Annotated in this window: 24 protein-coding genes; 9 read left to right on the top strand and 15 right to left on the bottom strand. The window is 45.4% G+C overall.

Annotated elements, in window-relative coordinates:
* Window positions 1-3: 3 nt before the first annotated feature.
* The 9 genes from CWC46_RS09830 to CWC46_RS09790 all read right to left on the bottom strand — a co-directional run bounded on the left by CWC46_RS09830 (window position 4) and on the right by CWC46_RS09790 (window position 10,287).
* Entirely contained in the window at window positions 4-1,056 is a 1,053-nt protein-coding gene (locus CWC46_RS09830; RefSeq protein ID WP_021016761.1) for a glycosyltransferase, read from the bottom strand.
* A gap of 104 nt (window positions 1,057-1,160) precedes the next feature.
* Entirely contained in the window at window positions 1,161-2,489 is a 1,329-nt protein-coding gene (locus CWC46_RS09825; protein WP_021016762.1) for a hypothetical protein, read from the bottom strand.
* A 1-nt stretch (window position 2,490) separates the two neighbouring features.
* Window positions 2,491-3,396 carry an alpha-1,2-fucosyltransferase gene (locus CWC46_RS09820; protein WP_021016763.1) on the bottom strand — a complete coding sequence of 302 codons (906 nt, stop codon included), beginning with the start codon at window positions 3,394-3,396 and terminating at the stop codon, window positions 2,491-2,493.
* On the bottom strand, window positions 3,383-4,702 hold the full coding sequence (locus tag CWC46_RS09815; protein WP_021016764.1) for an oligosaccharide flippase family protein: 1,320 nt from the start codon (window positions 4,700-4,702) through the stop codon (window positions 3,383-3,385). The genes CWC46_RS09820 and CWC46_RS09815 overlap by 14 nt, the downstream gene beginning before the upstream one ends.
* Before the next feature lie 50 nt (window positions 4,703-4,752).
* Window positions 4,753-6,903, bottom strand: a complete 2,151-nt coding sequence (locus CWC46_RS09810) for a polysaccharide biosynthesis tyrosine autokinase (RefSeq protein WP_021016765.1) — start codon at window positions 6,901-6,903, stop codon at window positions 4,753-4,755.
* A gap of 12 nt (window positions 6,904-6,915) precedes the next feature.
* Window positions 6,916-7,350 carry an arsenate reductase/protein-tyrosine-phosphatase family protein gene (locus CWC46_RS09805; protein WP_021016766.1) on the bottom strand — a complete coding sequence of 145 codons (435 nt, stop codon included), beginning with the start codon at window positions 7,348-7,350 and terminating at the stop codon, window positions 6,916-6,918.
* A 2-nt stretch (window positions 7,351-7,352) separates the two neighbouring features.
* Window positions 7,353-8,483: a polysaccharide export protein gene (locus CWC46_RS09800; protein WP_021016767.1), complete on the bottom strand. Its 1,131-nt coding sequence runs from the start codon at window positions 8,481-8,483 to the stop codon at window positions 7,353-7,355.
* A gap of 434 nt (window positions 8,484-8,917) precedes the next feature.
* Window positions 8,918-9,613: an EAL domain-containing protein gene (locus CWC46_RS09795; protein WP_021016768.1), complete on the bottom strand. Its 696-nt coding sequence runs from the start codon at window positions 9,611-9,613 to the stop codon at window positions 8,918-8,920.
* 65 nt (window positions 9,614-9,678) lie between these two features.
* Window positions 9,679-10,287 (bottom strand): LuxR C-terminal-related transcriptional regulator, encoded by a 609-nt coding sequence (locus CWC46_RS09790; protein ID WP_021016769.1) that lies wholly within the window; start codon window positions 10,285-10,287, stop codon window positions 9,679-9,681.
* Between the two features lie 1,369 nt (window positions 10,288-11,656).
* On the opposite strand from CWC46_RS09790, the gene CWC46_RS09785 reads away from it, so the two are divergent.
* Complete coding sequence (locus CWC46_RS09785) at window positions 11,657-12,958, top strand: citrate synthase (RefSeq protein WP_021016770.1); 1,302 nt, start codon at window positions 11,657-11,659, stop codon at window positions 12,956-12,958.
* A 230-nt stretch (window positions 12,959-13,188) separates the two neighbouring features.
* Here CWC46_RS09785 and CWC46_RS09780 read toward each other — a convergent pair whose 3' ends face one another.
* Entirely contained in the window at window positions 13,189-14,127 is a 939-nt protein-coding gene (locus CWC46_RS09780; protein WP_084297650.1) for a sugar-binding transcriptional regulator, read from the bottom strand.
* 233 nt (window positions 14,128-14,360) lie between these two features.
* Between CWC46_RS09780 and CWC46_RS09775 the strand changes: the two genes are divergently transcribed.
* The 6 genes from CWC46_RS09775 to CWC46_RS09750 all read left to right on the top strand — a co-directional run bounded on the left by CWC46_RS09775 (window position 14,361) and on the right by CWC46_RS09750 (window position 18,760).
* Window positions 14,361-15,266: a deoxyribose-phosphate aldolase/phospho-2-dehydro-3-deoxyheptonate aldolase gene (locus CWC46_RS09775; RefSeq protein WP_021016772.1), complete on the top strand. Its 906-nt coding sequence runs from the start codon at window positions 14,361-14,363 to the stop codon at window positions 15,264-15,266.
* 17 nt (window positions 15,267-15,283) lie between these two features.
* Window positions 15,284-15,946, top strand: coding sequence for a phosphotransferase-like protein (locus tag CWC46_RS09770; RefSeq protein ID WP_021016773.1), 663 nt, complete (start codon window positions 15,284-15,286; stop codon window positions 15,944-15,946).
* Between the two features lie 246 nt (window positions 15,947-16,192).
* Window positions 16,193-16,636: a PTS sugar transporter subunit IIA gene (locus CWC46_RS09765; protein ID WP_021016774.1), complete on the top strand. Its 444-nt coding sequence runs from the start codon at window positions 16,193-16,195 to the stop codon at window positions 16,634-16,636.
* A 182-nt stretch (window positions 16,637-16,818) separates the two neighbouring features.
* Window positions 16,819-17,121, top strand: a complete 303-nt coding sequence (locus CWC46_RS09760) for a PTS sugar transporter subunit IIB (protein ID WP_021016775.1) — start codon at window positions 16,819-16,821, stop codon at window positions 17,119-17,121.
* Window positions 17,122-17,169: 48 nt separating this feature from the next.
* Window positions 17,170-18,435: a PTS sugar transporter subunit IIC gene (locus tag CWC46_RS09755; protein ID WP_021016776.1), complete on the top strand. Its 1,266-nt coding sequence runs from the start codon at window positions 17,170-17,172 to the stop codon at window positions 18,433-18,435.
* A 19-nt stretch (window positions 18,436-18,454) separates the two neighbouring features.
* A complete protein-coding gene (locus tag CWC46_RS09750) occupies window positions 18,455-18,760 on the top strand; it encodes a hypothetical protein (protein WP_021016777.1) in 306 nt (101 codons plus the stop codon).
* Window positions 18,761-18,810: 50 nt separating this feature from the next.
* On the opposite strand, the gene CWC46_RS09745 is transcribed toward CWC46_RS09750, so the two are convergent.
* Window positions 18,811-19,083 carry a hypothetical protein gene (locus CWC46_RS09745; protein WP_021016778.1) on the bottom strand — a complete coding sequence of 91 codons (273 nt, stop codon included), beginning with the start codon at window positions 19,081-19,083 and terminating at the stop codon, window positions 18,811-18,813.
* 869 nt (window positions 19,084-19,952) lie between these two features.
* Here CWC46_RS09745 and CWC46_RS09740 point away from each other — a divergent pair.
* Window positions 19,953-21,155, top strand: a complete 1,203-nt coding sequence (locus CWC46_RS09740) for an MFS transporter (RefSeq protein WP_021016779.1) — start codon at window positions 19,953-19,955, stop codon at window positions 21,153-21,155.
* 46 nt (window positions 21,156-21,201) lie between these two features.
* Here the strand turns inward: CWC46_RS09740 and CWC46_RS09735 are convergent, their stop codons facing one another.
* Entirely contained in the window at window positions 21,202-21,414 is a 213-nt protein-coding gene (locus CWC46_RS09735; RefSeq protein WP_102030472.1) for a hypothetical protein, read from the bottom strand.
* Here CWC46_RS09735 and CWC46_RS09730 point away from each other — a divergent pair.
* Complete coding sequence (locus CWC46_RS09730) at window positions 21,407-22,510, top strand: amidohydrolase (RefSeq protein WP_021016780.1); 1,104 nt, start codon at window positions 21,407-21,409, stop codon at window positions 22,508-22,510. The genes CWC46_RS09735 and CWC46_RS09730 overlap by 8 nt on opposite strands.
* A gap of 72 nt (window positions 22,511-22,582) precedes the next feature.
* Here the strand turns inward: CWC46_RS09730 and CWC46_RS09725 are convergent, their stop codons facing one another.
* From CWC46_RS09725 to CWC46_RS09715, 3 genes are all read right to left on the bottom strand, one after another.
* The gene (locus CWC46_RS09725) at window positions 22,583-23,674 is read right to left on the bottom strand and encodes an iron-containing alcohol dehydrogenase family protein (protein ID WP_021016781.1); all 1,092 of its coding nucleotides are present in this window, start codon (window positions 23,672-23,674) and stop codon (window positions 22,583-22,585) included.
* A 256-nt stretch (window positions 23,675-23,930) separates the two neighbouring features.
* Window positions 23,931-24,716: an ABC transporter ATP-binding protein gene (locus CWC46_RS09720; protein ID WP_021016782.1), complete on the bottom strand. Its 786-nt coding sequence runs from the start codon at window positions 24,714-24,716 to the stop codon at window positions 23,931-23,933.
* Window positions 24,713-25,489 (bottom strand): ABC transporter permease, encoded by a 777-nt coding sequence (locus CWC46_RS09715; RefSeq protein WP_101377545.1) that lies wholly within the window; start codon window positions 25,487-25,489, stop codon window positions 24,713-24,715. Before CWC46_RS09715 ends, CWC46_RS09720 begins: the two co-directional genes overlap by 4 nt.
* Window positions 25,490-25,508 lie beyond the last annotated feature (19 nt).

The raw sequence follows: 25,508 nt of genomic DNA, 5'->3' as shown, positions 1-25,508 counted from the left end.
GGTCTATTCCTTAATAATGTTCAATAACTTGTCAGCCATAGAGGGAGACTGCAATGTGTGGAACGTATCAAGCGCAGCGCCCGCCAGACGGTTTCTCAATTCACGATCATCAGCGAGTTGTAGTAGTTTTTTGCTAAGACTGTCGATATTGCCTTTTTCAAACAGCAAACCATTTTTAGCATCTCTGACATAAGCCGGCTCAGGGCCCATGTGCTGGCGCAAATCATTATGAACAATGACCGGCAAGCCCAGGGCCATATAGTGAACGACTGATAATCCGGCATCGCCGCCATACGCGCCCGCCAGGCAAGATGAGAGAAGGTGTTTAATATGCTCCTCGTCATAAACGGCACCATGAAAATGGGCGAAGCTGTAGCGCCGTGACAGACCGACAATGAAATCGGGATCACCGCTACCAACAATTTCGATGGTTAGGCTGGTGTCCTTCTGCCTGGCCAGTTCCAATGCATCGAGTAATTCCTCCAGGCCACAGCGGGGTCTGATGCGCCCGATGAAAGCAATACTTTTTCCTGCATCGGCATTGATTTTCTCGACAGGGTTGAGATACAGGCAATTATCGATATGGAATACTTTTCTATGCAAAAAATAGGGCAATTTCTTTTTAAGCTCTATTGCACAGAACTCGTTATAACAAATATAACCATCAGTTAATAAAACAGAGAAAAAATAAAACAATTTCGCTATCGTACCATGTGATTTATATCCACCCTGACCGTGTAAATAGACTCTGGTGAATGATATACATTTTAATAAGACACTTTGATAGAGACTAATATATTTAAAATCAGCAAAATGAATCACACAAGATGGTGTTTGACGGATCTTCTTCCAGGGTATGTTACGAAAAAAAAACAGCCTGTTTATTTTTTTTATCGCCAACGACGTCATCTTAAAATGGACTTTATCAGAACGGTGAAAATCCTGTGGAGTTACACTGCAAATAACTTCAAATTCACCATTGGTTTTACAATGAATATCTTCAAAAAATGGTTCACGATAAGTAGTCATGTACGGCTGAAAAAAGAATAATTTCATCAGTTCCTCTGGTGCAATATTATTGACAACCACCGTGCATTTTTCAATAACACCCCGAAGTTAAAATACTGACACACGATATGTCAGAGTAAACATGTTTATCTTCAACGCAACGAAGGATATCTGAACAAATAAATCGCAAGGGTCATGAGTGTAGTAACATAAAGAGTAAAGATAGAAATCATGATAAAAGAAAAATCAAACCGCAGAGCCGCAAAACTGATCATGAATAAACAAAAGCTCATGGACTTAACTCCCAACAACGGCCTTGATATCAACCAAATGATAAAAAATAAGGCTGGCGCGAAGATAAGTGAATACCAACCGAAATTACCATAAAACTCCCCCAATGGTGTTGAGTTGAGGGTCAGTATATTTTCACCTGTAATCATGTTCCCCAAATTAACACCAATACCCGCCGGCTTCCCGGGCCAAATCGAAGACGGAATAAAGAAAGAAAAACTTCTGAGCAAAACTGTCTTTCCATAATAGAAATCATGGATATATCCAAACGTGTTATAGACATATTTGAACACATTCATATTAAATGCTTCAAACAGGTTATTGAATATCTCTGCAAAAAAAGAACCTTCACCATTGGATCGTTCATTCATTCGGTAAGCAATCGCCAGGCTAAATGCATCACTTATTCCCTGAATTGAAAACCCATTGATCCACATCAGTCCCCGTGCAATCGGGTATGCATAATTAATAAATGCGACAAAAGGAGAAATAATCATACAAGCCAAGGAGAATCTGACCAATCTTTTTTTATTAACATAGGCTAAGGACATTACAGCAAACAGCACCACTATTCGATTATTCACAAAAACCAATTCAATGACCAGATACAGAAGTAGCAGGATAGAATAAGTTTTTTTGCTGATTTTACAATCCACTCTTAACAAAGCTAATATCATCGGGTAAATAACACGATAGACGTTGGAGAAGTTACCTAACACAACGGACACAAGGCTATTTTCATACATATCTTGTGAGGCTTCATTCCAGTGCCCCCCCGATATTTTATTCGTTGATAAAACAATAATAACAGTAATAAAAAAATACAATCCAATGACTAAAAACGCAAAAATATCTGTGCACTTATCATTGATACTTTTGTCAATAATGGGTTTCAACGTAAAGTTAACCTTTTTCGTCAACACGTTAACCAACAATATCAACGAAACAAAAAGGAATATGAAGAAATAAATACCATTATCTTCGTGCAACGTTAATGTATCAATTGACAGAAAGCTGGGCGGTATTTCACCGAAAGCAAACACCATAACCAACGGCATGGAAATAAAAACCAACACTCCCGCTATCAACCCTGGAATAATGTCGTAAAATCCGTTGCGAGCAGAGTTAACTACAGATAACAACACCAATAAAATGGTAAGTATCGCTAAAATAGCATTAACAATAAACATGTTAATGCCTATTCTTGAACATATTATCCAGGCTATTGTCCTCGCCGTCCCATTCAACCTCCAATGCTTCACCATCATGGTAAAGTTTTTGCTTTAACTGCCCTTTATACCAAATGACATCCATACGCCCCAGATAGCTGGCCCACATGCTAAATGTGGAACCTGAGGCGACAAGTATCTTGCCACAGCTCAACGCTAATAAGTCTGCCACGGCACTGCCATAATCAGCCCGGTGAGTATCTTTCATTGAAAGCATTTCACCGAGCTCTTCATTGCTTCCATCAGAAAATACACAAACTTTCAGCGGCACTGGGTATTGCGCTCTGATTTTTTCCACACACTTTATGTACCAGGATAGAGGAATACGAGTATTAGTCTGACCATTGCTTAGCGCTTGTGGCGTTGGCGCCTGGAAATCACCCAGTCGTATATGAACGCAGAGCGTACGCGAAAAATCCTCACATAGGGCTTTTTTATGCTCTTCACGAGTGATATCGAGTAGTTCCTGACGAATAAAAGTAGACTCAGATTTGATCTCCTCGAAAAGAGTCGCCATCCCTTCAAATTTAACGATAACACTATTTTGTAATACTGCTTTATGCCGTTGGCTTTCATCAATGATTCGGGTGGTGAAAATTGCCATTATCTTTTTCAATCCGGACCAATACTCATTATTGTGCTTAAAATAACCTGAGTAATTCCGCCGATCCATATCACCACGCAATAAACGCGCCGGCTTGATTTGAGCCCAGGCTGGACTAAGCAGAATACCGTGATTATCTCTAGCAAAAACGCACGCTCTGCTCCAGGGAAATAACATATTTCCCAGACCTGGACCTCCTATTCCATAATTACCGAACTCATATCGAGATACCTTTGGATAACAGATTATTTTATTTGATTTCATTATGTCGTTCGCTCTTCATTTTTTTAAATATCGCTATAGAGATAAAGACATTAAAAAACAGCAATCCCAAGGCTAATGACAATCCAGCTCCAATCAGATTCATTTTTTGGATAAGAATCAGATCAAGACCGGTAGTCACCAGCGCGCCAAGGACGTAATACACCATGACTTTTTTGTGAAGGTTAACCACATTACCAAAAGCAATAAGAACAATGGCCAGCGCATTGAAAGTATGAGCAAAAGACACCATGACCAACGCTGGATAGCCAATAACATAAGCAGGATTGATCAGATGAAGAACAAAGCGTCCAGCAATGACCAATGCTATAAAAGCGGCCAATGAAAACAGGTATGAAACCAACAGACATTTCTTAAGAACACTAAATAATTCACCATGGTTCGCCCTTTCACTGAGCCTGACAAAGATAGGCTGAAATTGCAGAGAAAGTATCGTCGCCAGCATGGTGACAAAGCGGGTAAAATTACACACCATGCCGTAAACACCGGCACTCTCATTACCGAGAAATTTGGCAACCAGCAAGGTATCCAGTTGGAAATAGGCAAAACTGATGATAGCGGTAATATTGATAAACAGCGCCTGGTTTAACCAATGCCCTTTTTGAGAACCTATGTACGCGAAAGAGATATTCACCGGATGAAGTAAAGGGGTCGAGAGTGTAATACAGCATAAGAAAATCACCATAAACGACAGCATATAAATCACCGCCAGATTTTGTGCATTAATTCCTGACCAGCAATAAAAAGAAAAAGCTACAGCAATAAAAAAAACAGGTCTGATGATATTCTCTATCAGATCGGCGGTTACCGGTTTACTTTGCCCTCTCAGCAGCGACAACCCCATTGCTGAGAGTCCCAAAAAACACGAGATCAATAAAAATATTTTTTCATTGATACCAGATAACCAATAAAAACTGAACAATCCGCTATCTTTCACCAAATAGAGAACAAGCATAAACAGTACGGAAGAACAGAAAACAATCAGCAGACTAAAATAGATCACTGAGGTTTTATGTTGTAGCAAACTGACCTTATGGCTGATGAATTCTTTCGAAATTTCTTTGATAATTAGCGTATCCAGTCCCCATTTTGAAAAAATAAGCATAAGGTTACAGACTGTCACCACAATCAGGTATTGCCCGTATTGTGCTGGAGATACCATATAACCCATGACAAATTGGGCTGATACACCAATGAAAGCTGATAACAGTCTTAAGGATAAATTAGACGCAACTTTTAATAACCTGGATTTATTTTCAATCCAGACTCCAACGTTCAATATTGTCATGATAACTTCATTTATGAATACCGTACATGAATCGGCTTAAACAGAATACATCACCGGTTTTCAGATTTTTTTTCATAAGAGTAAATATAATCACCACCGTAGGCGTAATAATTGAAGGCTCTTTTCATAAATGAGTTAAGTACCGTACCATCAATGTTCACACCACTACGTTCGAAACGCTGAATCACCGTTTTAATTTCACGCATCGAGGTATTTTCGAACCCAACAACCAGCAATGAAATTCCAGCATATCGACCAACGATGATAGCATCTGTTACCGCCAATAATGGCGTGCTGTCAATGATGACAATGTCATATTCTTTACTGGCCCAGCGGAATAACTCATCGAGTTTTGGTGACATCAACAATTCAGAAGGGTTATCCGGTACTTTACCCCGAGGGATGATATCCATATTCGGCACACTGGTTTGAAATACTACGCTTTGAGCAGATACCTGCCCCGACAAGACCGAAGATAATCCCAGATTTTTATTGATACCAAAGATCTCATGTAGCTTTCCTCGCCGCATATCGCAATCAATCAGCAACACTTTTTTATTGGCCTGCGCCATAACCACCGAAAGATTGGCGCTGATAAAGGTTTTCCCCAGCTTTGGCGCTGAGCTGGTAATCATCAGGATATTGTTGCCCTTTTCCAGTGCGATAAAGTGCAGACTGGTACGTAAACCTTTGACAGCTTCAAGGGCCACTGCATCACCAAGTGTATCGACCAGTGGATAAGCGCTATTTTTTATACGACTGCGATGCCAGTGATCCTCAGAAAACGGAATGGTGGCGATGACATTAATGCCGTTGTTCTCAAGTTGCAGCGGATTCTTGACCCCTTGGTTCATAACCGTCCGCATCATCAGATATCCTATTGAGACGATAATCCCGACAAACACTGACAGTAAAAGAATGGCGGCTTTTTTAGGTTCAGCTGGTTTGAGTTGCGTTATTGCCGGATCGACAATCCTGACGTTGCCTAAATTACTCGCCTTAGTGATGCTGAGTTCCTGTTGCTTATTAAGCAATAGTACATAGATATCCTGAGTGACATCCATATCACGCGTAAGACCCAGGATCTCCTGTTGCGTTTTAGGTAGCTGACTAATCTGGTTGTTAATTTTTTGCTTTTCTTGCTCAATAACCCTTTTTTGATCCAACAACGCCTTATAAACCGGATGTTCTTTGGTATACAACCTGGATATATCGGCTTCTTTCAGCGCAAGCTGGTTCAACTCATTATCAAGCTGCAATGAACCGTCAAGCATGGATTTCGCTTCCAGAGACAAGTCAACCGAATCGTTTTGCTGACGGTAGCGGCTTAACCGGTCTTCAGCCAATATCAGAGCGCTTTTAATCTCAGGAATTTTATGTTGTATAAACTCCAGGCTTCTGGCCGCCTCAGCAGATTTACTCTCAATATTTTGCTGTAGATAGTTTTGAGTGATGCTATTCAGAATTTTGCGGATCATCACCCGATCATTACCCAGCAGGCTGAGGGCAATAATACCGGTGTTTTTATCTTTTTCAGTAACAGACAGGTGACTCAAAATCTCATTAATGACATTTAGCATTTCTCTTTTCTTGACCTGAAATACTGTGCCAATGGGGGCATCGAGTCGCGTTACACGCAGGCTGACCGCGCCTGTTACCACTGGCTGATTGACCCTTCCCGTCGCAATAACGTCCCCGTCATAGGTCAGGCTAAATGAATTTTGCCCGGTTACCGTTAACTCCAGCGGTTGTTCCATCAGTGCATCCGACACCTTCAGGCCGGACAAGGAAATACATGGACAAGCGCTCTTGCTGGTCATCTGATGGTACAGACGGCCAAATACCGGGAAATAATCTGGGCTGACCTCCGTTGTCAGTTCCAGGTCGTTGACCGTTTTCCCTATCACCAACCGGGACTTGATAAGCTCTATTTCTGTTTCTGAAGCAGGTGGTGTAGAAGGCAATACCGTTGAAAGGCTGGATATTATTGAACTCCCTTCAGTCTGCTCTACCTGCACCATAGCATCTGCCCGGTAGACTGGCGTTGCTATTAACAAATAAAGGAAGGCCAGGATAATACATGACGTCACAATCAATGTGATCAGCCATTTATTATCTATCAATATTCCAAACAGTTGCCCCAAACTTAATTCGTTAAAATCCCTATTTAACTGCTGAGTGGGTGATTTATTATCTAGCATTATATTCCTTGATTAGCCCTTTAGTGCCTTAGCCCATTTTTTTGAATATAAGTTAAGCAACTGGTATGTTGACTCGAAATAGAGAATATCCTTGCGGTAGGGATCACTAATGTCCTGCCTCCCCCCCCAATGCCCGAAAAGGAATGTTTTCCCACGGACTTCGGCGGCAATATCTTCAACCATTTCAATGTGACATTTTTCCATAACCAAGATCAGATCAAACCGATAGCACATTTCGACAGTGAGGATTTTGGCCCGGTGATGCTCCAGGTTTAACCCATGCCTGAGCGCAATCTCTTGCGCCTTGGGATCTGCCGGACAATCAACCAACGCGCCAAGACCTGCCGAGTCGATATTAATGTCAGGCAATTGCTCTTCCAGCAGCGCCTTACCTAATGGAGAACGACAGATATTACCCATGCAAACCACCAATATTGAACTAAACATAGTTAGTTCCAGCTTTGAATGTCTTTACCAGATTGAGTGATGTCATATATCCCGGCAATCGTAGGCACCAGTTGGCTGATAACACGATTCCAGCGAGCAACCGGGGCCGCAGTGACATACACAATGTCGTAGGGATGTAGCTGAAATTCAGTCCCCATGACCAGCGCACTGGCATCAGTCGCGTTTAGCTGATAAATATTGGCAATTTTACTTCCATGAGCCTTACGTAACGGACGGATCACGAAAATTCCTGTTGCATTGGCGACCGCCTGATTCAGTCCCTGGCTGCTACTCAACGCTTCGGTCAGTGTCATGCCCGAACGATCCATTTTTAATGTTGACTGTTTATTGACTTCACCCATCACGAAAACCTTCAGGTCGTCATTACGGGGAATGTAGAGAATATCGCCGGGGTCCAGTAAATGGTTCTGCATCAAATCACCATTTTGCATCAGAGCTTGCAGTGAGATATGCAGATCCCGACCATGATGGGTAAGTATGACGTTTCGCCAGTCGGCAAATTCGGTCATACCGCCCGCACGGTTTACCGCATCAAGGACAGTCAGCGGAATATTGGAGATCGCCTGTGGGCCAGACTTCACTACTTCGCCGGTGATGTAGACTTTTTGCGAGCGAAACGCAGCAACATTGACATCGACCTGAGGGCTTTTAATATATTGCGCCAGTCGGCGGGTAATCTCCTGGCGGACGTCACTGACCGTCTTACCCTCTACCATTACTTTTCCGATATAAGGATAAAAGATAGTTCCATCACTATGTACCCAACTTCCTGATTCACTAGAGCTTCTGAACTGTCCAGCAGGGGTCGTCAGTTCAGGATGTTCCCAGACTGTGATATTTAGAACATCACCGGGACCAATATGGTATTGATAGTTTTTCAGTTCATTATTTAAAATGGGGTTCTGACGAGCCACCGCAGGCCTTAACCGCATTTTCTCAATCAGGCTTGGAGTCATCGGATAAAGCGTAACTAACTGATTAATATCATAGTCATTATCTGCTTGTTTTATCTCTGTCTTATTACTTACCGGCAAGTAGGATCCAGGAATAACGGTACACCCACTAAGCAACGAGGCTGATAAAACAAATGCTAGCAACTTTATTTTCGTCATTTAATTACTATCACTATTTTTTGTGCATTCAATTAAAAATGACTATTTAAAGGACTATTTAAACGTCATCACATTAACAAGCCTAAAAATCAAAGATCAGAAAAAGCTCTCATCCGTTAAGTCATTATGAGATATAAATATCTTAAAGAAACGACAATCTACAATTATCATATTTTTCAACGCTACCGCCCTTGGTTTTTTGGTCACCAATGAACCCAACTTATTTTCATAGCAAATATAAATATGCATTTTAAATGCTAATTTAATAAATCACCCCTGATAAAACAGAAGCCATTTATGACTACGCCATCACATATTTATTCAAAGACAAGCAATACCCGTATATATTTCAATATTTATAATATATTTATTCCATGCTACCGCCCTTGGTTTTTTGGTCTAAAAACCAATTTATAAAACGTTTACAATAAACATTAATGTATTTTTTTTAACGCCCACCGAATAAACCTGGCCTGAGAAAAGGAAGGCCATTTGTAACCTTGCATCGCCAAATTGCTTATCCCTTCAAAACAGGCCATGTCAGCGTCTTTTTCAATACCTTCAATGATAATACCCTGCGTATAAGGACGAATATGACTAAGCGTTCTGAGAAATGAATCAGTTCCTCTATGCTTCCAAAAATAATTCTTATCTATTTTTATATATTCGAAATTTTTGGTCATAACAGTGTTCAAATTCGTCAGGCCAGCACCAAAATCATCCAACCAGAGCGGGCATAATGAGGACAAGTGCGACAATAAAAAACCATCTGAATCATGTCTGAATTCAGGGAAAAATTCGTTTATTTCCAGTCTAATGTAATGTGCATTTTTTAAAATTTCACACACTTCATCATCATCATGAATGAATTTTGCAATATCGTGATCAATATTAATCGACACCAGTATGTTATTTTCAATATATAACCTTGCATTGCCGATGATGATGCTAACCTGATTAATAAAAATCTTTATTTTTAGTTCAGGAGACAGTTCAGAGAAAATACACTGATTCCTGCCAGAATTTGTCATCTTTAATCTGGTTAACATTTCAAAGCAAAATATTCTTCCATAAGAATCAACTATGGGTTCATAGGTGTAATAGAAGTCTATTCGGCTATCAAGCTTCAATATCCAACCCTCTCTTAGAAATCCAGCGTATAGTTAAATTGTATAAGCTTGGATTGAATACCCTATCAAGCATATTCAATGACTTTTTTGCATTGTTTTTTTTTATTACATATTCGGTGATGATACCAAAAATTAAGAGCTGATGTTTTCTCTACACCGATCTTTTTAAGGAAGTTACACTTATGATGACTGACTGTTTTAAAGCTGAGCTTTAACATATAAGAAATCTGAATAGTTGAGAGCCCTGACATCAGCATAATCAAGACCTTCCTTTCCATATTTGTAACATTTAATTTATACTCAGCTGTTTCAACACTCTTATTAAGAATGAACTGTTCGCACAATTCTTCTATCTCAGAGATATTTTTAGACACACATATGAATTTAAATTTCTTGATCAAAACCAGCTCAATGATAAAGGCATCTATTTCAGATGACAAAATTATGACTCTTCCCCAATCTATAGCCTCTTCATTTTCCTTAAGAAAATCCAGGCATCTAGTGAAGTTACTACCTGTTAAATTAATGATGAGATAGTCTTTAGTATTCAACTCAATCTTTGGATTGAATTGAATAGAGGCAACCTCTCTAATAAATGCCATCCGTCTTAATAGCAACAGTTTTAATCCCTGTTCTGTGTAGTGGCATTCACTCCATATTACTACTCTTGGCATCGAGCACCTCTTCACATCTATTATTGACCTATTAAAATCAGGATAAAGAACATCACTTTCAAAGTAACAGAATAAATCTTTTAAAGAATAGTTACTTTTCTTATAACTTTAAACAACCCCGGGAAACTAATAACTCTAATAATTCTCAGGGAAAGAATATTACCTTGAGAAAATGATTCCAATCGTTTTTGCCGATCGTAAATACCAGATCAATAGATCTAAGCTATAAATAACCATTTATTGATCGGTTTTATATTTTTTTTGCCAAGAATTATCTTATTAGAATTTACGGGAAGCCCTGTCCTTTACGATTTTTTTAATAACTAATTAACCTTTTCATACATATGTAAGATATTTCTTATTCCGTGTCGTATAGAAAAAATACGCCTACATATGTAGAATATAATTCTGTTTAATTTAATTATTTAGCAATTAATGCCAGATTAAGTAAAAAAAAATTATAGTTGATAATCTTTATAATTTTTACTTGCAACAAATTTGACCCGACAACTACTAACATCTACGCAAAAAATGCTCTTTTACACGTTGAGCCGTACTCCTCATGTCAAAATACTTATTGCATGATGTCGTAGCCGCTCAAAACTGATATGACGCCATGTAATAACATTAGAAATTAATTCCACTATTTAATGTATTAGCTTAGCCAAAATAAATCTTTCAGCGAACAGCTCATCCACTATCAGGTGTCATGACATGTAGTTTTAGGATCGTGCAGCCAAAATATTCCAGAGAAATGTGTAACATTAAGTAGAATGACTTATTAATCTTAATAAATAACACATCAATGTTTCATCATAAAAAGTGATGAACAAAACTCCACGACTTATATTAAAAAAGGACCAAGAATATGTAACGATATATTATTACATACAATGCGCGTAAATATCCCACATGGACTAAGCGAAGAAAAACAGCATAAGTTAATATGATATAAGTTTAGAAAACATGGCAGGTGATGAACAGATTCTATTCTTGATTCAGTTCAGCCGACAACGTCGGCAAGATCCCGTTACTATTTCTGGCCGTTGGCGCCGTTCCTCTCCATACTGGAATAGTCAGGGATTCGTATTAGCGCCTCTGCCCCCGGCGAGGATCTGTTAGATTTGATGGTTCAGACATTAACTTATCATCGGAGTGGGAGTATTCATCTCAGTGTGAAGTAGAGATGGGTGCATATCGCGTTTACCTCCTTTTTCTTCATTTACATCAAAGAATCACCGCTAGTAGGTCGCTATTGTGGAAAGCCTGCCTGGAGAAACACCGCCAGGCGGCATCGACGCAGACCTGTCGGACAGAGCGACGCGTCTCATCGCCATTTTCTCATCTTGCAGTCAGGAAGATCATATTTATGACGCAACAACAAGTAACACTTTCGCTGGACGAACATGATGATATTTCACTGGATTTGCTTTCCGGGACGCTGGGACGCGCTGGAGTAGATATCCGGCCTCTGGAAAAACAAGGGTTATGTAGCTTCGATCCAGGGTTTAACAATACCGCAGGTTGTAAGTCCGCCATCAGTTATATCGACACCGATAACAGTATTCTGCTACATCGGGGATTCCCGGTGGCTCAACTGGCGAGTCAATGTGACTTTCTGGAAATGAGTTACATCCTTTTGTATGGCGAACCGCCCACTGAAGCGGAGTATCAGGATTTCAGACAAACCATCACGCGCCATACGCTGGTGAACGAACAGATGGCACGGATGTGTAGCGGCTTTCGTCGCGATTCTCATCCCATGGCATTAATGTGCGCGTTGGTGGGCGCGCTGGCGGCGTTCTATCATGATGTGCTGGACGTGGATGATCCGGATCACCGAAAACTGGCGGAAGTCAGGCTGCTGTCAAAAATGCCGACACTGGCAGCCATGAGCTACAAATATGCCATCGAACAACCGGCTAACTACCCGCGCAACAACTTGTCTTACGCTGGCAACTTTCTGCATATGTTGTTCGCAGTGCAGGCTGAACCATACGAGATCCATCCCGTACTGGAGCATGCAATGGATCAGATTCTAATCTTGCATGCCGATCATGGTCAGTGCCCTTCCACCATGACGGTACGAGCTGCCGGCTCCTCAGGGGCTAACCCTTTCGCCTGTATTGCGGCAGGTCTGGCGTCGATGTGGGGATCATCACACGGTGGTGCGAGTGAGGCTTGCATGCAGATGCTGGAAGAGATCCAAACCGAGGATCAGATCCCTGAGTTTTTGAACCGGGCCATGTTGCATCCTGACGTGTTCCGCCGCCTGGGTTTTGGTAACTCGTTATATCAACACTTCGATCCCCGCGCAGCTATCCTGAGGGATACCTGTCATCGGGTTCTGAAAGAACTGGGTATGGAGGACAGCTTGCTACAGGTAGCAATGGCGCTGGAAAATGTGGCGATGAGCAACCCATTCTTCATTGACAATGGCCTGTACCCCAGTGTCGATTTCTATACGGCGGTTATTCTAAAGGCAATGGGATTACCTTCAACCATGTTTACCGTGGTCACTGCTGTCGGACGGACGTTAGGTTGGGTGACGCACTGGAACGAGATGCACAGCGAGCCACTGAATATTTATCGTCCACGTCAGTTGTATGTGGGAGAAGGGCCGCGTGACTATATGTCCCGTCGTAGTACAGACAGCGTTTCACACGCTTGAATACGTCCAGCACGGAAAGTGGCTGTTACTCCGTTTACGCCGGGTAACAACCACTTTGCGTTATTATCACAGGATATGTTCGGTGGACACTAAAGCGACAAACGCTTTCCCGGAATAAAAAATAAATGGAGCAAAAGTAGGAATAGACGAATCGCTCACCGTCACTGTGCCACCATAAACCCGCCCAGGAGTAGTACCGGCTGACGTGTTTTACTACCGGGACGTGCGTTCTACAGTCCATTCACCGGCAGTCTCTCCAGGATCGCCTGGGCGGTATTGACATCCGTTACCAGCGAGTTAATCATCCCCGAACGCACCGCACCGATAATCCCGGCGGCTTTTTCTGGTGTCGCCGCCACACCGATAGTCAGCGGTGTACGGCGTAACTGTTCAGGCGATGCCGCAATCATTCTCTCCTCGCCTTCCCAATGCAGAATCTCACCAGACTCGGTCACATAGTGGCGCAACACATCGCCAGCGGCCTGACTCAACGCCTGCTCGCCAGGTGTCGCAGTCGTGGATTCACTCGGCTTCGGCGCATGGGTTAACCCCACACCAACAATGGCGACATCAAGACGATCCCACAGTGAAATAATTTCCTGCACACTGGCATCACTGAGAAAAGCATCACGAAGTTCAGCAGAAGAAATATAAGGCGCGTGCAGAAAATACGGCGTGCCTTCCATCTGCTCAGCGGCGCGCCGGACAAATTCGGTTATCTGGAAATGTGGTGCCGCCTGTTGCATACCGCCGTTCAGTGCAACGGTCAGCACTCCCGGTAATCTTGGTAGTCCGGCCAGTGTCACTTCTCTGATTGCCCGACCCCAGCCAATTCCCAGCACCGAGCCAGCACCCAGTCCGGCCTGCTGCAGAATCGAAGCCAGGGGAGTGCTCAGTGAACCCAGCACATTGTTAGGCGGAGCATCCACCACAAATGCCTGCTTCAGCCCCAATCGTTGAATCAGATCGGCGGTCATATTTTCCGGTGAAGACAACTCAATGACTTCAATGCGAACAATGCCCGCCGCACGCGCTTTGTTAAGCAACCGAGAAATCGTTGCGGTAGAGACGTCCAATTTCTGGGCAATCTCCTTTTGAGACATGTCTGACTCGTAATGCAGCTTCGCCACCATATGCATCATAGCGCGCGTAGCTGCAACTTCTTGCAAAATTGGCTCTTTCAGCTTGAAATTCCTTTCAGCAATGTATTACACTCATTTCGTTGATAGGGTAATTATTGCGCAGCGCCCAAGAGAATGCAATGCACTTAGGGCGAAAAAACCCTTATATACCGGCGCATTGAGCGGTTTTAATCCTGCTGGAACCAGAGAAAATGGAGATCACTACACGTCAGTCAGAGAGATTTTTTACATGCAATAAATTTCACGCAAAGGAGAAACATATGTCAAAAATGTCCACTTCAGAATTACGCAGTTATCAGCAAATCTGCGGTAACGATGGTGCGATGATGGTCATCGCCTGTGATCAGCGCGGTGCCATGCGCAGCCTGTTGTCGAGCGATCCTCAGCAACAGGCCAGGATCTCTGAACGTGAGTTGGGGATAATTAAAGCGGACATCACCAGGTATCTGGCCAGCAAAGCGTCCTGTGTTCTGGTCGATGCCGTATGCGCCGTACCACAATTGGTCGACGACGGTATTATCGCCCGAGATACCGCGCTGCTGATTGGTCTGGATGCGTCAGGATGGGATGTATCCCAGGAAGGCTATCGCCTCTCCAGACTGGTGCCGAAAATAACTGCCCGTCGAGTACGTGAGCTAGGCGCAACCGGAGGTAAAATTATGGTTTATCTACGCGCCGATCACCCAGCAGCCAATCAGCATAATATAGCAATCCTGCACCACTGCATTGAAGATTTTGCCCGCGAAGATTTATTGCTGGTCGTTGAGTTCCTGACCTATAAACTCGAAAGCGAAACCGACGAAGCCTATAAAGAAAAAGTGCCATCGTTGATCTATGAAGGAACCAAAATTTGTCTTGATTGTGGTGCCAAGGTGCTCAAACTACCCTACCCGGGATCACGACACGCGTGCGAAGAGATCACCAAACTCGCCGGCGATGTGCCTTGGGCGGTACTGTCAGCAGGCGTTGATCACGCAACGTTCCTTACACAGGTCGCCGATGCCATGAGCAAAGGGGCTTCCGGTGTGATTGCCGGTCGCTCACTGTGGAAAGACTGTATTTCGCTGGACAGAACATCTACCAGGGAAAGACTGGAAACGCTGGCCATTCCGCGTCTGAACGAGATTCAGGCAGTTATTCAACAATATTACCACGCCGCTAAATAAGGCCGGACAGGTGAAAAATGACGGAGAAAAGTGCAGTGTCTGATGTTGAATCCAGGGCTCACTACCATTCTGATACGCAGGTATCACAACCTGAGTCGACTAACCGTGCCGCGGGTAAGCGGGTTATCCTGGTCAACGGTATTCCCGCATCGGGGAAAAGTCGTCTTGCCGTGGCACTTTCTGAACGGACAGGCTGGCTTCAGCTCTCGCTGGATGGCATTAAAAACCCTTTTCTTCAGCGCATTGAAGGTGTGGATCGCCGGTTTAATCGCCTACTGGGTCAGGCGAGCTATCAAGTCATCTGGTCTATTGTGGCCGGAGCACCCAATGGCAGCACTTTTATCATCGATGCCTGGTTTGGTTTTCAACCGAAAGACGTACTGAAAACATACCTGGTGCAGGCGGGTGTCACCAACATGGTGGAAATCTGGTGTCATATTTCTGGCAATCTGGCGGAACAACGCTATGCGGCACGGCTCAATCAACGTTTGCCCGGGCATCCTGGTGCTGAATACATACCAGAATTGATCGCGCTTGCCGAAAAAGCGACGCCGATGCGTTTTGGCCCGGTCTATTCGGTGGATCAAGATCAACCGATAGACATGGATAGCATTAATGACTGGGTAGTCAAGTCGCTTTCAGAACCGATGCCAATAGATTTCAGGATGACGAATGTATGAAAATTTAAATCCCATTAATAATGGCACGGTGAAAATTAACATTATTAAATAATATTATCTTTCCTGATAAGGATTTCGTCATGATAAAAGAATAAATAACCACTATTTCTATAAGACATTATTTTTCATTCTTTACTGACTATTTTTATTTTTTTGAAAATAACAGATAGGAAAAGATAGATCACAGTTTTTACTTTCAGGAAACATCATACTGCAATAAATTCCAATTCATCAAGAAGGGATATTATGTTAACTGACTGGATTAATGAAAGTAACATTAGCATCATTAATAAAACAGAAGACTGGCGAAGCGCAGTGGCCTTAGCCATGCAACCATTAATCGCTCAAGCAGCGATTGAAGAACGCTATCTTCAGGCTATTTATACGATGCATGACGAAATCGGCCCTTATTATGTTCTCGGCGAAGGTATTGCTATGCCACATGCCAGACCAGAAGACGGGGTAATAAGAACCGCACTTTCTCTGGTTATTATCTCTGAAGGTGTCGAGTTTGGCAGTGAAGATAATGATCCAGTTTATATTATATTTGGTCTGGCCGCCGTAGATAGCCACTCACATATTGATATGATTGCCAGTCTGGCAAAAATATTCTGCGATGAGGAAACCGTAAAGAAATTAAAAATAGCGAAAGATAAAGACACGATACTGGAAGTAGTTCAGCAATTCTAAGTTAATAATCCAGATAAGTGACATATCTGCCTGGAGCCGATCTGAACGCTGCTCGCCGCGGCCCAAAGGGCTGATGGCGATGGAAAGGCCGAGTAATAAAGACAGCGCATCTGTACCTTGAAAGATGTAGGGTTATGTAGGCAGCAGCGCAAAATCGACTAACGAACACCTAAGGAATATTTATGGAAAAGTTATCAATCCTGGCAGTATGCGGCGCCGGTCTGGGTAGCAGCTTTGCCTGCGAAATGAGTATTGAGGCGGCGCTGAAAGATTTGGGGATCGAAGCCACTCTCGCTCACTGTGATATTTCCAGCGCTACCTCAACGCGCGCGGATATTATTATGACCGGTGAGAACTTCAAATCTCAGTTTCAGCATTACACCATCAACGCGACAATTATATATCTGAAACGTTTGGTGGATAAAAATGAAATAAAAACAAAGCTAATCCCCGTGCTTCAAGCCATGGGATATTTGGCTAAATAATTTTTAATTAACACTCCGATTATTGTGAATCCATACAGGGGACTTATTATGTCTTTCCTCCATTTTATTGTAAATGATGTGCTTGGCCAAGCGTCAATATTAATATCGCTCATTGCCATGATTGGGCTTATTGCCCTTAAAAAAAGCCCGGGGCAAGTCATAACAGGGACACTGAAAACCCTGCTGGGTTTTTTAATTATACTTGCTGGTGCCAATATCATTGTTAATGCGCTTAATTTTCTGGGTGAAATATTCCAGAAGGGATTCAACATGCGCGGCGTTGTTACCGATGTCGGGTCGATTGCCGGTATTGCACAACAAACTCTCGGGCGTGAAACCGCATTGATTATGGTTTTGGCTTTCATAGTAAATATATTAATCGCCAGATTCACAAGATTTAAATATATATTTCTGACCGGTCAGGCTTCGCTTTGGATGGCAACCGTCTGCTCCGTGATTGGCTACATGGGGGGATTACGCGGCACAGAGCTTATTATCATCGGCGGTGTAATTGCTGGCACAATGGCCGTCGGTATGCCCGTACTGGCGCAACCTATCGTGCGGAAAATAACCGGGTCGGATGATTTTGCGCTTGGTCATTTCTGTACTATCGGCTACATCATTCAGGCCGGGGTCGCCAAACTGACCGGGAATGCTGAAAAGAGTACGGAAGATTTTGAACTTCCCCAGGCATTTTCCTTCTTGCAGGATACCTATCTTTCGATGATGGTGGTGATGATCCCGATCTATATCATCCCGGCCATCGCCGCAGGTCCGGTCGTGATTGCGCCTTTCGCTAATAACGTCAATTATCTGGTCTATTCTTTCCTGCAATCCGTGCAGTTTGTGGTCGGTGTTTATGTCCTGCTGTCGGGTGTCAGGTTATTGCTGGCTGAAATAGTACCCGCGTTTCGCGGCATCGCCCTTCGAATCGTGCCTAACGCGATTCCGGCACTCGATTGCCCGGTATTATTCCCCTATGCCCCTAACGCCGTAATCATCGGTTTTATCTCCACCACTATTGGATCAATTATCGGTATGTTCTTCTTCCCGGTTATCGGCCTGGCTATGATTTTACCGGGCATGTTGACCAACTTCTTTGCGGGCGGCACCGCGGGAATATTTGCCAATGCAGTGGGTGGGCGCCGGGGGGCGATTATCGGCGGTATCTTCCACGGGCTGTTCATTACGCTATTGCCCGCCCTGCTTCTGCCACTGCTTGGCAAGTTCGGGCTATCCAATGTGACGTTCAGTGACTCCGATGTCATCAGCGTCGGCCTGATATTCGGCCATATTCTTAACCTATTCCATTAATCATAAATCTGGAGGATGTATGGTTACACCAATAGAGGCCATTATGGCGCAAGATCTTGCGCCACTGGATCGCGCTAATGCCCTCAATGAACTGGGAAAGCATTTTCATGAACAACAAGAGATGGATGAGGCGATCGCATGCTGGGAACAGAGTATAGCCTGTTATGGGAAACCCGGTTTTGCACAGGCGCAGTTAATGAAAGCCTATAACGCGAAACGCCGTCAATGTTCAGAAGCAGGTGATGCAAAAGGATTGGAAGATTACTCAACCAGGATTGATATGCTAATGCAGAAAAGTAAAGATGCCATTCGTTATGGATACTGATTCCCGCAGATAGTAGAGAGGCCGACCGTGGTCAGCCTCTCTACGCTTTTCTATGGTAAGACTTTATCAATGTGGGTGATATGTGCATCCCCGTCCAGGGGCTTATAAATATAGATTATTACAACATCGGTTTTTGCTTTAGGATAAAGCCCAACAGCCTCAGAGAGAAAACAATAATTTCTCCCTGAAACAACTTGGGTGGCAACAAGCAGTGGCGTATATTTTACGCCCAATAAATGTACGACAACTGAATCGAATAAAGCCATATCAACCGCATCAAGTTTATGAAAACCAGTCCACTCACCAACCATTTGATCTGACATAATATTTACCTTGCTCTACTGTATATATCCACTAGATTTCAAGATGCAGGAAGATAGCAAGTAGATAAACCCCGAGCACTTACCTGAGTAAGGCTCGGCGGTAAGCGGCAAATCTGCCTTGAGCCGATTTGAATGCTGATCATAGCGGCCTATGCAAGGCCGGGCAATCACGCCAACATACCTGCAAGGTGCAAAAATAACGGATATAATTCATTTGAATAGCCTTATATCCTGTCAAAGATATTTAAAGCTAAATAAAGCCTAGTTGTTGAGTTGTCATTCATCAAGTCTACTGTTGATATATCACACAAAATCAGCAAAAAAATGAGTGAATTAAAACCATTATTACTTCAGATTATTTTAAAGATATATAGCCCTATAATTCAACCATGATTACGGTGGTTAATAACCATAAATTTCACACTGACAAGTCACTATGATCCGTTATTAATAATAATAGTGAAAAAATATAAATCTATCTATACCCAAAATAATTCGAGTTGCAGGAAGGCGGCAAGTGAGTGAATCCCGATGAACTTACTCAGATAAGTGATTCGGGTGAACAAACGCAGCCAACACACCTGCAACTTGAAGTATGACGGGTATATACCCAATGAATTTCAAGAGGCAGGCGATAACCGAATCACTGAGGACAAACACCCCGTCAGTAATGTGAAAAAAAATAGGTGTGTGTGATATGTTCACTACTTTGCCACTACTGAATATACCGGTCCATCAGATTAAAACTCAGAAAACCCGATCAGAATGCGATCATTATCTGCTGTAAACCAACCTGGCTAATGAAAGTGTCACTCATGTAAACTGGTAGCTTCATCGGCCCTACTATTACTCTTTCAGGATCACCACCCGTGGAAACCTCACTGTTCAAATCCCCGACATTTCTGTGTTTCTGGGCTGGTCAGATTGCGTCTTCTCTGGCCTTTCAGATGTTAGTCGTGGGGATTGGTTGGCAAATGTATGCTCTCACTAACAGCGCATTAAATCTCGGGCTGGTGGGGCTGGCCCAATTCTTGCCGCAGTTGGCTCTGACCCTGTTTGCCGGCCACGCGGTGGACCAGTACAACCGGCGGCGGATTATTCTGTTTGCCCGGCTGGTGATGGCTGCCACTGTGCTGGTGCTGGCAGTGGGATGTTTCACACAGACCATCAATGCGACAATGATTTATGCCTGTTCAGCCATACTGGGTGCGACACGGGCTTTTGAGATGCCGGCAACGCAGGCGTTGCTGCCTAACCTGATTGAGCCTGGTCTGCTGTCCCGTGCGCTGGCGCTGATGGCGTCCGCCCGTGAGGCGACCGTCATTGTCGGGCCAGCCCTTGGCGGCCTGATCTATCTATTGGGCTCCACCATCCTTTACACCGCCAGCATGGCATGTTTTCTACTTTCATCCCTGTTTCTGTTCCGGTTGCGTTACACCCATCAGGCACTGGCCAAATCCCCGGTCAATCTGAAAACCCTATTCAGCGGTATACATTTCATCCGCCGCAATCCAGTAATACTGGGGTCCATATCGTTGGATATGTTTGCGGTATTGCTGGGTGGCGCAACCGCTCTGCTGCCTATCGTCGCCAAAGACATTCTACATACCGGCCCCTGGGGTCTTGGCCTGTTGCGTTGTGCACCCGCGCTCGGCGCCGTGCTGATGTCCATTTATCTGACCCGACGTCCTCTGCGTCAGAATGTCGGTAAAATCATGTTTATGGCTGTGACCCTGTTTGGGCTGGCAACTATCCTGTTCGGTTTGTCCAATCAATTGTGGCTGTCCTTATCCGCGCTGTTGGTGCTGGGCGCTTCCGACATGATTAGCGTGGTGATCCGTTCAACATTGGTTCAACTGGAAACGCCGGATGAAATGCGAGGCAGAGTCAGCGCAGCCAACTCCATTTTCATCGGCACGTCCAACCAGCTTGGAGAGTTTGAATCCGGCGTCACTGCGGCCTGGCTGGGCGTCGTGCCTGCCATCGTGCTGGGCGGCGTCGGCACCCTGTTGGTGGTGACGTTGTGGATGAAAGGTTTCCCGATGCTGACACAGCGTCAAACGCTGGAATAATGTCTACACCCCGTAGCACAGCTAATGCCACAACCGACGCAGCCGGTTATTGATCTGACAACATTCTTTCGATGCAATGATGGATGGAGCCGCTGATACACTGCAACCTCGCCTGACTGATCTTGATGGATAAGCGCTGTTTAACCGGTAATCTGCTGAGTACCATGGCTTGTACGATCACCATAACGTTGATGGTTGGCCCGAGAGTTGCTTTATTCAGCTTCTGCTGATCGATAACCGAGAACCAATACATGTCCATTGTTTTAGAACATTACCGCTACCTTCATACGATTCCGGAGCTGGGTTTTCAGGAGTTTCAGACCGCCGATTATATCGCCAACCAGTTAGAAGCGGTGGGCTATAACGTCACCCGTGGCGTTAACGGCACCACCGGTATCGTCGCCGAACTGGACAGCGCTATTCCCGGTCCAGTGCTGGCGCTGCGTGCCGATATGGATGCACTCGGCCATATTATCAATGGTGAGCACTGCGCCCGTCATACCTGTGGTCATGATGCGCACGCATCGGTGGTGCTGACCGTAGCACAGGAGGTCATACGCGAAGGCAGCGTGAAAAAAGGCCGACTGAAGATCCTGTTTCAACCCGCAGAAGAACTGGCCACTGGCGCTATCGCCATGGTGGAAGGCGGTGCTATTGATGATGTGGAGATACTTCTCGGCTTTCACCTGCGTCCGGTTGAAGAGTGTGTATTGGGCGAGGCCATTCCGGCCATGCATTACTCTGCCAGCAGTACACTGGAAGTGACTTTTCACGGTAAACCTGCCCACGGTGCACGCCCCCATCTGGGTATTAATGCACTGGAAGCTGCCGCCTATGCCGTCATGGCGGTAAAAGCTGTCCCATTGCCGCCGCATCTCACCTGGAGCGCCAAAGCCACTCGTTTTCTATGCGACGCGGGCGTCACCAATTCCATTCCGGATAAAGCCATTGTCTGCTGGGATCTACGTGCCGCACACAATGACACGATGGATATGCTGAAAGAGAAAGTGACCTGTGCTATCGAACACAGTGCCGCAGCCTTTGGCGCTATTGCCGATGTCAAACTGATGAAATTCATCCCGGCGGCGGAAATTCATCAGGACGCCACGGCACTGATTAGTGAAGCGATTGTCGATGTGCTGGGGAGCGCTGGATTAACCCCGCCCAAAAGTACGGTTGGAGGGGAAGATTTCTTCTTCTATCCACGTCTGCGTCCAAATGTAAAAGCCGGATTCTGGGGGTTGGGAACCAACCTTGAACCCGGCTTACATCACCCTGACATGCACTTCGATCTGAAGTCACTGGCGGTGGGCGTGCGAATTTTCAAGCGCTGTATAGAAAAGACACTAGGCTAGCCCGCCTCTCATCTGCCGGTGTATATCATCCGGCAGTTGCCCTTTCGATAACACCGGTTGTTATGATCAACTTCAGCCCGCGATTGCGCGTTCAGCCAACGCTTCAACGCGATGAATTGCCTGATGAATCATATCCTCAGTGACACTAAATGGCAGATTGGCCATATCCGGTGCCACTACCGATGCCCGGACAATGGTCTTCAATTCATCCTCCGTCAGGTCTGGACAGATGTCAGCCAGCGCTAACGGCACCGCACAGACACGCGCCAGCCGGATAGCCTCCAGCAACTCGTCATCGCTGCGTTGTTCCAGTGCCAGCAAACACAGATTACCGAATCCCACCAGCAAACCATGGCCAAACTCGCGGGTCTTGTCACACGCCGTAAACCCTTCATACAACGCATGAGATGCCGCCGCGTGAGCGCCACTGGCCATCAACGACGTTAATCCGGCAAACAGAAAGATGGCATCCAGCACCTGATCCAACGCATCACTGCTTTTTCCGGCATTCACCGCCTGACAGGCTTCAGCACCATAGCGGTTAATCAGTTGAAAACAGATTTCGCTGTTGGCCCGGGAAGACGCTGCAAACCCGCTGTCGTTACGACCGGTATCAATCGCCCTGAATTCGTACCATTTAGCCAGCGTATCGCCCAGTCCGGCGGCCAACCAGCGTAATGGCGCCCGTGCCAGCAAGCCACTGTCGATCACCACGGCGGCCGGGGCAACAGACAAATGGTACAGATCGTGGAAATGGCCGTCATCGTGGTAACGCACCGACAACGGTGTAACAGCGGCACAGGTGGCCGCGATAGTCGGCAAGGTCACCACCGGGATGGCGCACTGGAATGCCACCGCCTTGCCAGTATCCAGCGCTTTGCCACCGCCCACGGCCAACAACACATCACTGCCGGTTGCACGCACCCGCTCACACAACCGCTCAATCTGGCTGATACTGCAATGCCCGCCAGACCACTCCTCCGCTGCCAGCTCTACATCTGCCTGCTGCAACTGCCCGCGAATCAGCGCTTCCGTGGCGGCCAATGCCTTTCGACCTCCGACCACTAACACCCGTGTACCCAATCGGGCACACAATGTTCCCAGTTGCTGGCTTACACCGGCCCCACGCAGTACGGTAGCAGGGAAAAAAACCTGTTGTGTCATAATCCTTCCTGTGATCTGCCTTATAAATGCACGTTTCGAAACAAAACCTTAATCAGACAAACTTTATGCCATATTCACACCCTACGGGTACAGCAAGTATCACTGGATACGGTAACAGTATCGACGCAACCTCGGTTCACTGCTTATTTTAACATCGGCAAATTCAACTGATACTCCACCGTACAGGCTTTGCGGCATCATATCCCGCATGCCAACCAGCGTGATGCAAACTGCTCGGCGCTAGCGGCGGTATCCATCAGTGCGTCAGAGCTTGTCGGGTTTCACTGCGAATCTCTTCGGTAACCTGCGCTTTCAACGCCATGAACGCCGGCGACGTTTTCAGGGTATAGTCACGAGGCCAGGGGAAATCCACTGCCACTTCATGTTTAATCTGTCCCGGCCGGGCGCTAAAAATCGCGACTTTGTTCGCCATGAAAATGGCTTCATCAATGTCATGAGTGACAAACAGCACCGTCTTGCGGGATGACTCCCAAACTGACAACAAGAGCTCCTGCATCATCACCCGGGTCTGGTTATCCAGCGCGCCAAACGGTTCGTCCATCAGCAACACTTTTGGATCGTTAGCCAATGCGCGGGCAATGGCAGTACGCTGCTGCATCCCACCGGACAGTTGGCGTGGGTAGTGATGTTCAAAACCACGTAACCCCACCTGATGAATATAATAATGACTGCGCTCTTTTTGTTGTGCCTTACTGACACCGCGCTCCTGTAAACCAAAGCAGATATTTTCCTGCACCGTCAGCCACGGAAATAGCGTGTAACTCTGGAACACCATGCCGCGATCAGCACCCGGCCCATCGACCAGGCGGCCATCCAGCCACACTTCACCACGGGTCGGTTCATCCAACCCGGCGATGATCCGCAGCAGCGTCGATTTACCGCAACCGGAAGGACCGAGAATAGTGATAAAGTCATTCTCATTCACCTGATATTCAATCGGTTTCAGTGCCTGGATAGTTTCGCCTTTCGGCCCGGTGAAAACCCGCTCAACCTGGCGTACGGATAATTTACTGTATTTCATCGCAACGCACTCCAGGCAAATAACCGGCGGTTAGCGGCTTTAAACAGAAAATCAGACAGCAAGCCGATACAGCCGATCACAATAATGCCGAAGATGATTTGTCCGGTATTAAGCAGTGCCTGACTATCGACAATCATATGGCCGATACCGCTGGAAGAGCCAATCAGCTCCGCTACAATGACATAGGTCCAGGCCCATCCCAGCACTAACCGCAACAGTTCGGCGATATCCGGCGCAGCGCCGGGAATCAATACTCGTCGCACAATACTGCGACTGGAACACCCCAGTGTATAGGCCGCTTCCACCAGATCACGACGTGCAGTGCCGACAGTAACGGCCACCATCAGGACAATCTGGAAAAAGGAACCGATGAAAATCACCAGTATTTTCTGCATTTCGCCGATCCCCGCCCATAGGATCAGCAAAGGGATAAAGGCTGATGCTGGCAGATACCGGCAGAACGAGACAAACGGCTCAAAAAACGCTTCCACCAGCTTATAAGCGCCCATCAGAATCCCCAGCGGGACACCAATAATGGCCGCCAATAGAAATCCAGCCAGGACGCGCATTACCGTCATGCCGATATCCAGCGAGAAGTTGTACTCCGTAAACAGCAGTACGCCTTCATGCAGCATGGTCAGCGGATCGGCCAGAAATGTGGGTGATACGGCGCCACCGAATGTCACCAGTGACCAGATAGCGACAAACAGCACAAAGAAAGCGACCCCCAGCGTCCAGCGTAGACGGGAAGAAACCGGCCTCAGCGGCACCATCAGCGGATTATGTACGCGC

It is taken from the genome of Prodigiosinella confusarubida (assembly GCF_002847015.1).
In the GTDB taxonomy this organism is placed as follows: Bacteria; Pseudomonadota; Gammaproteobacteria; order Enterobacterales; family Enterobacteriaceae; genus Prodigiosinella; species Prodigiosinella aquatilis.
The sequence above is the reverse complement of the archived record's forward strand: the minus strand, read 5'-3'. Positions and strand labels throughout refer to the sequence as shown.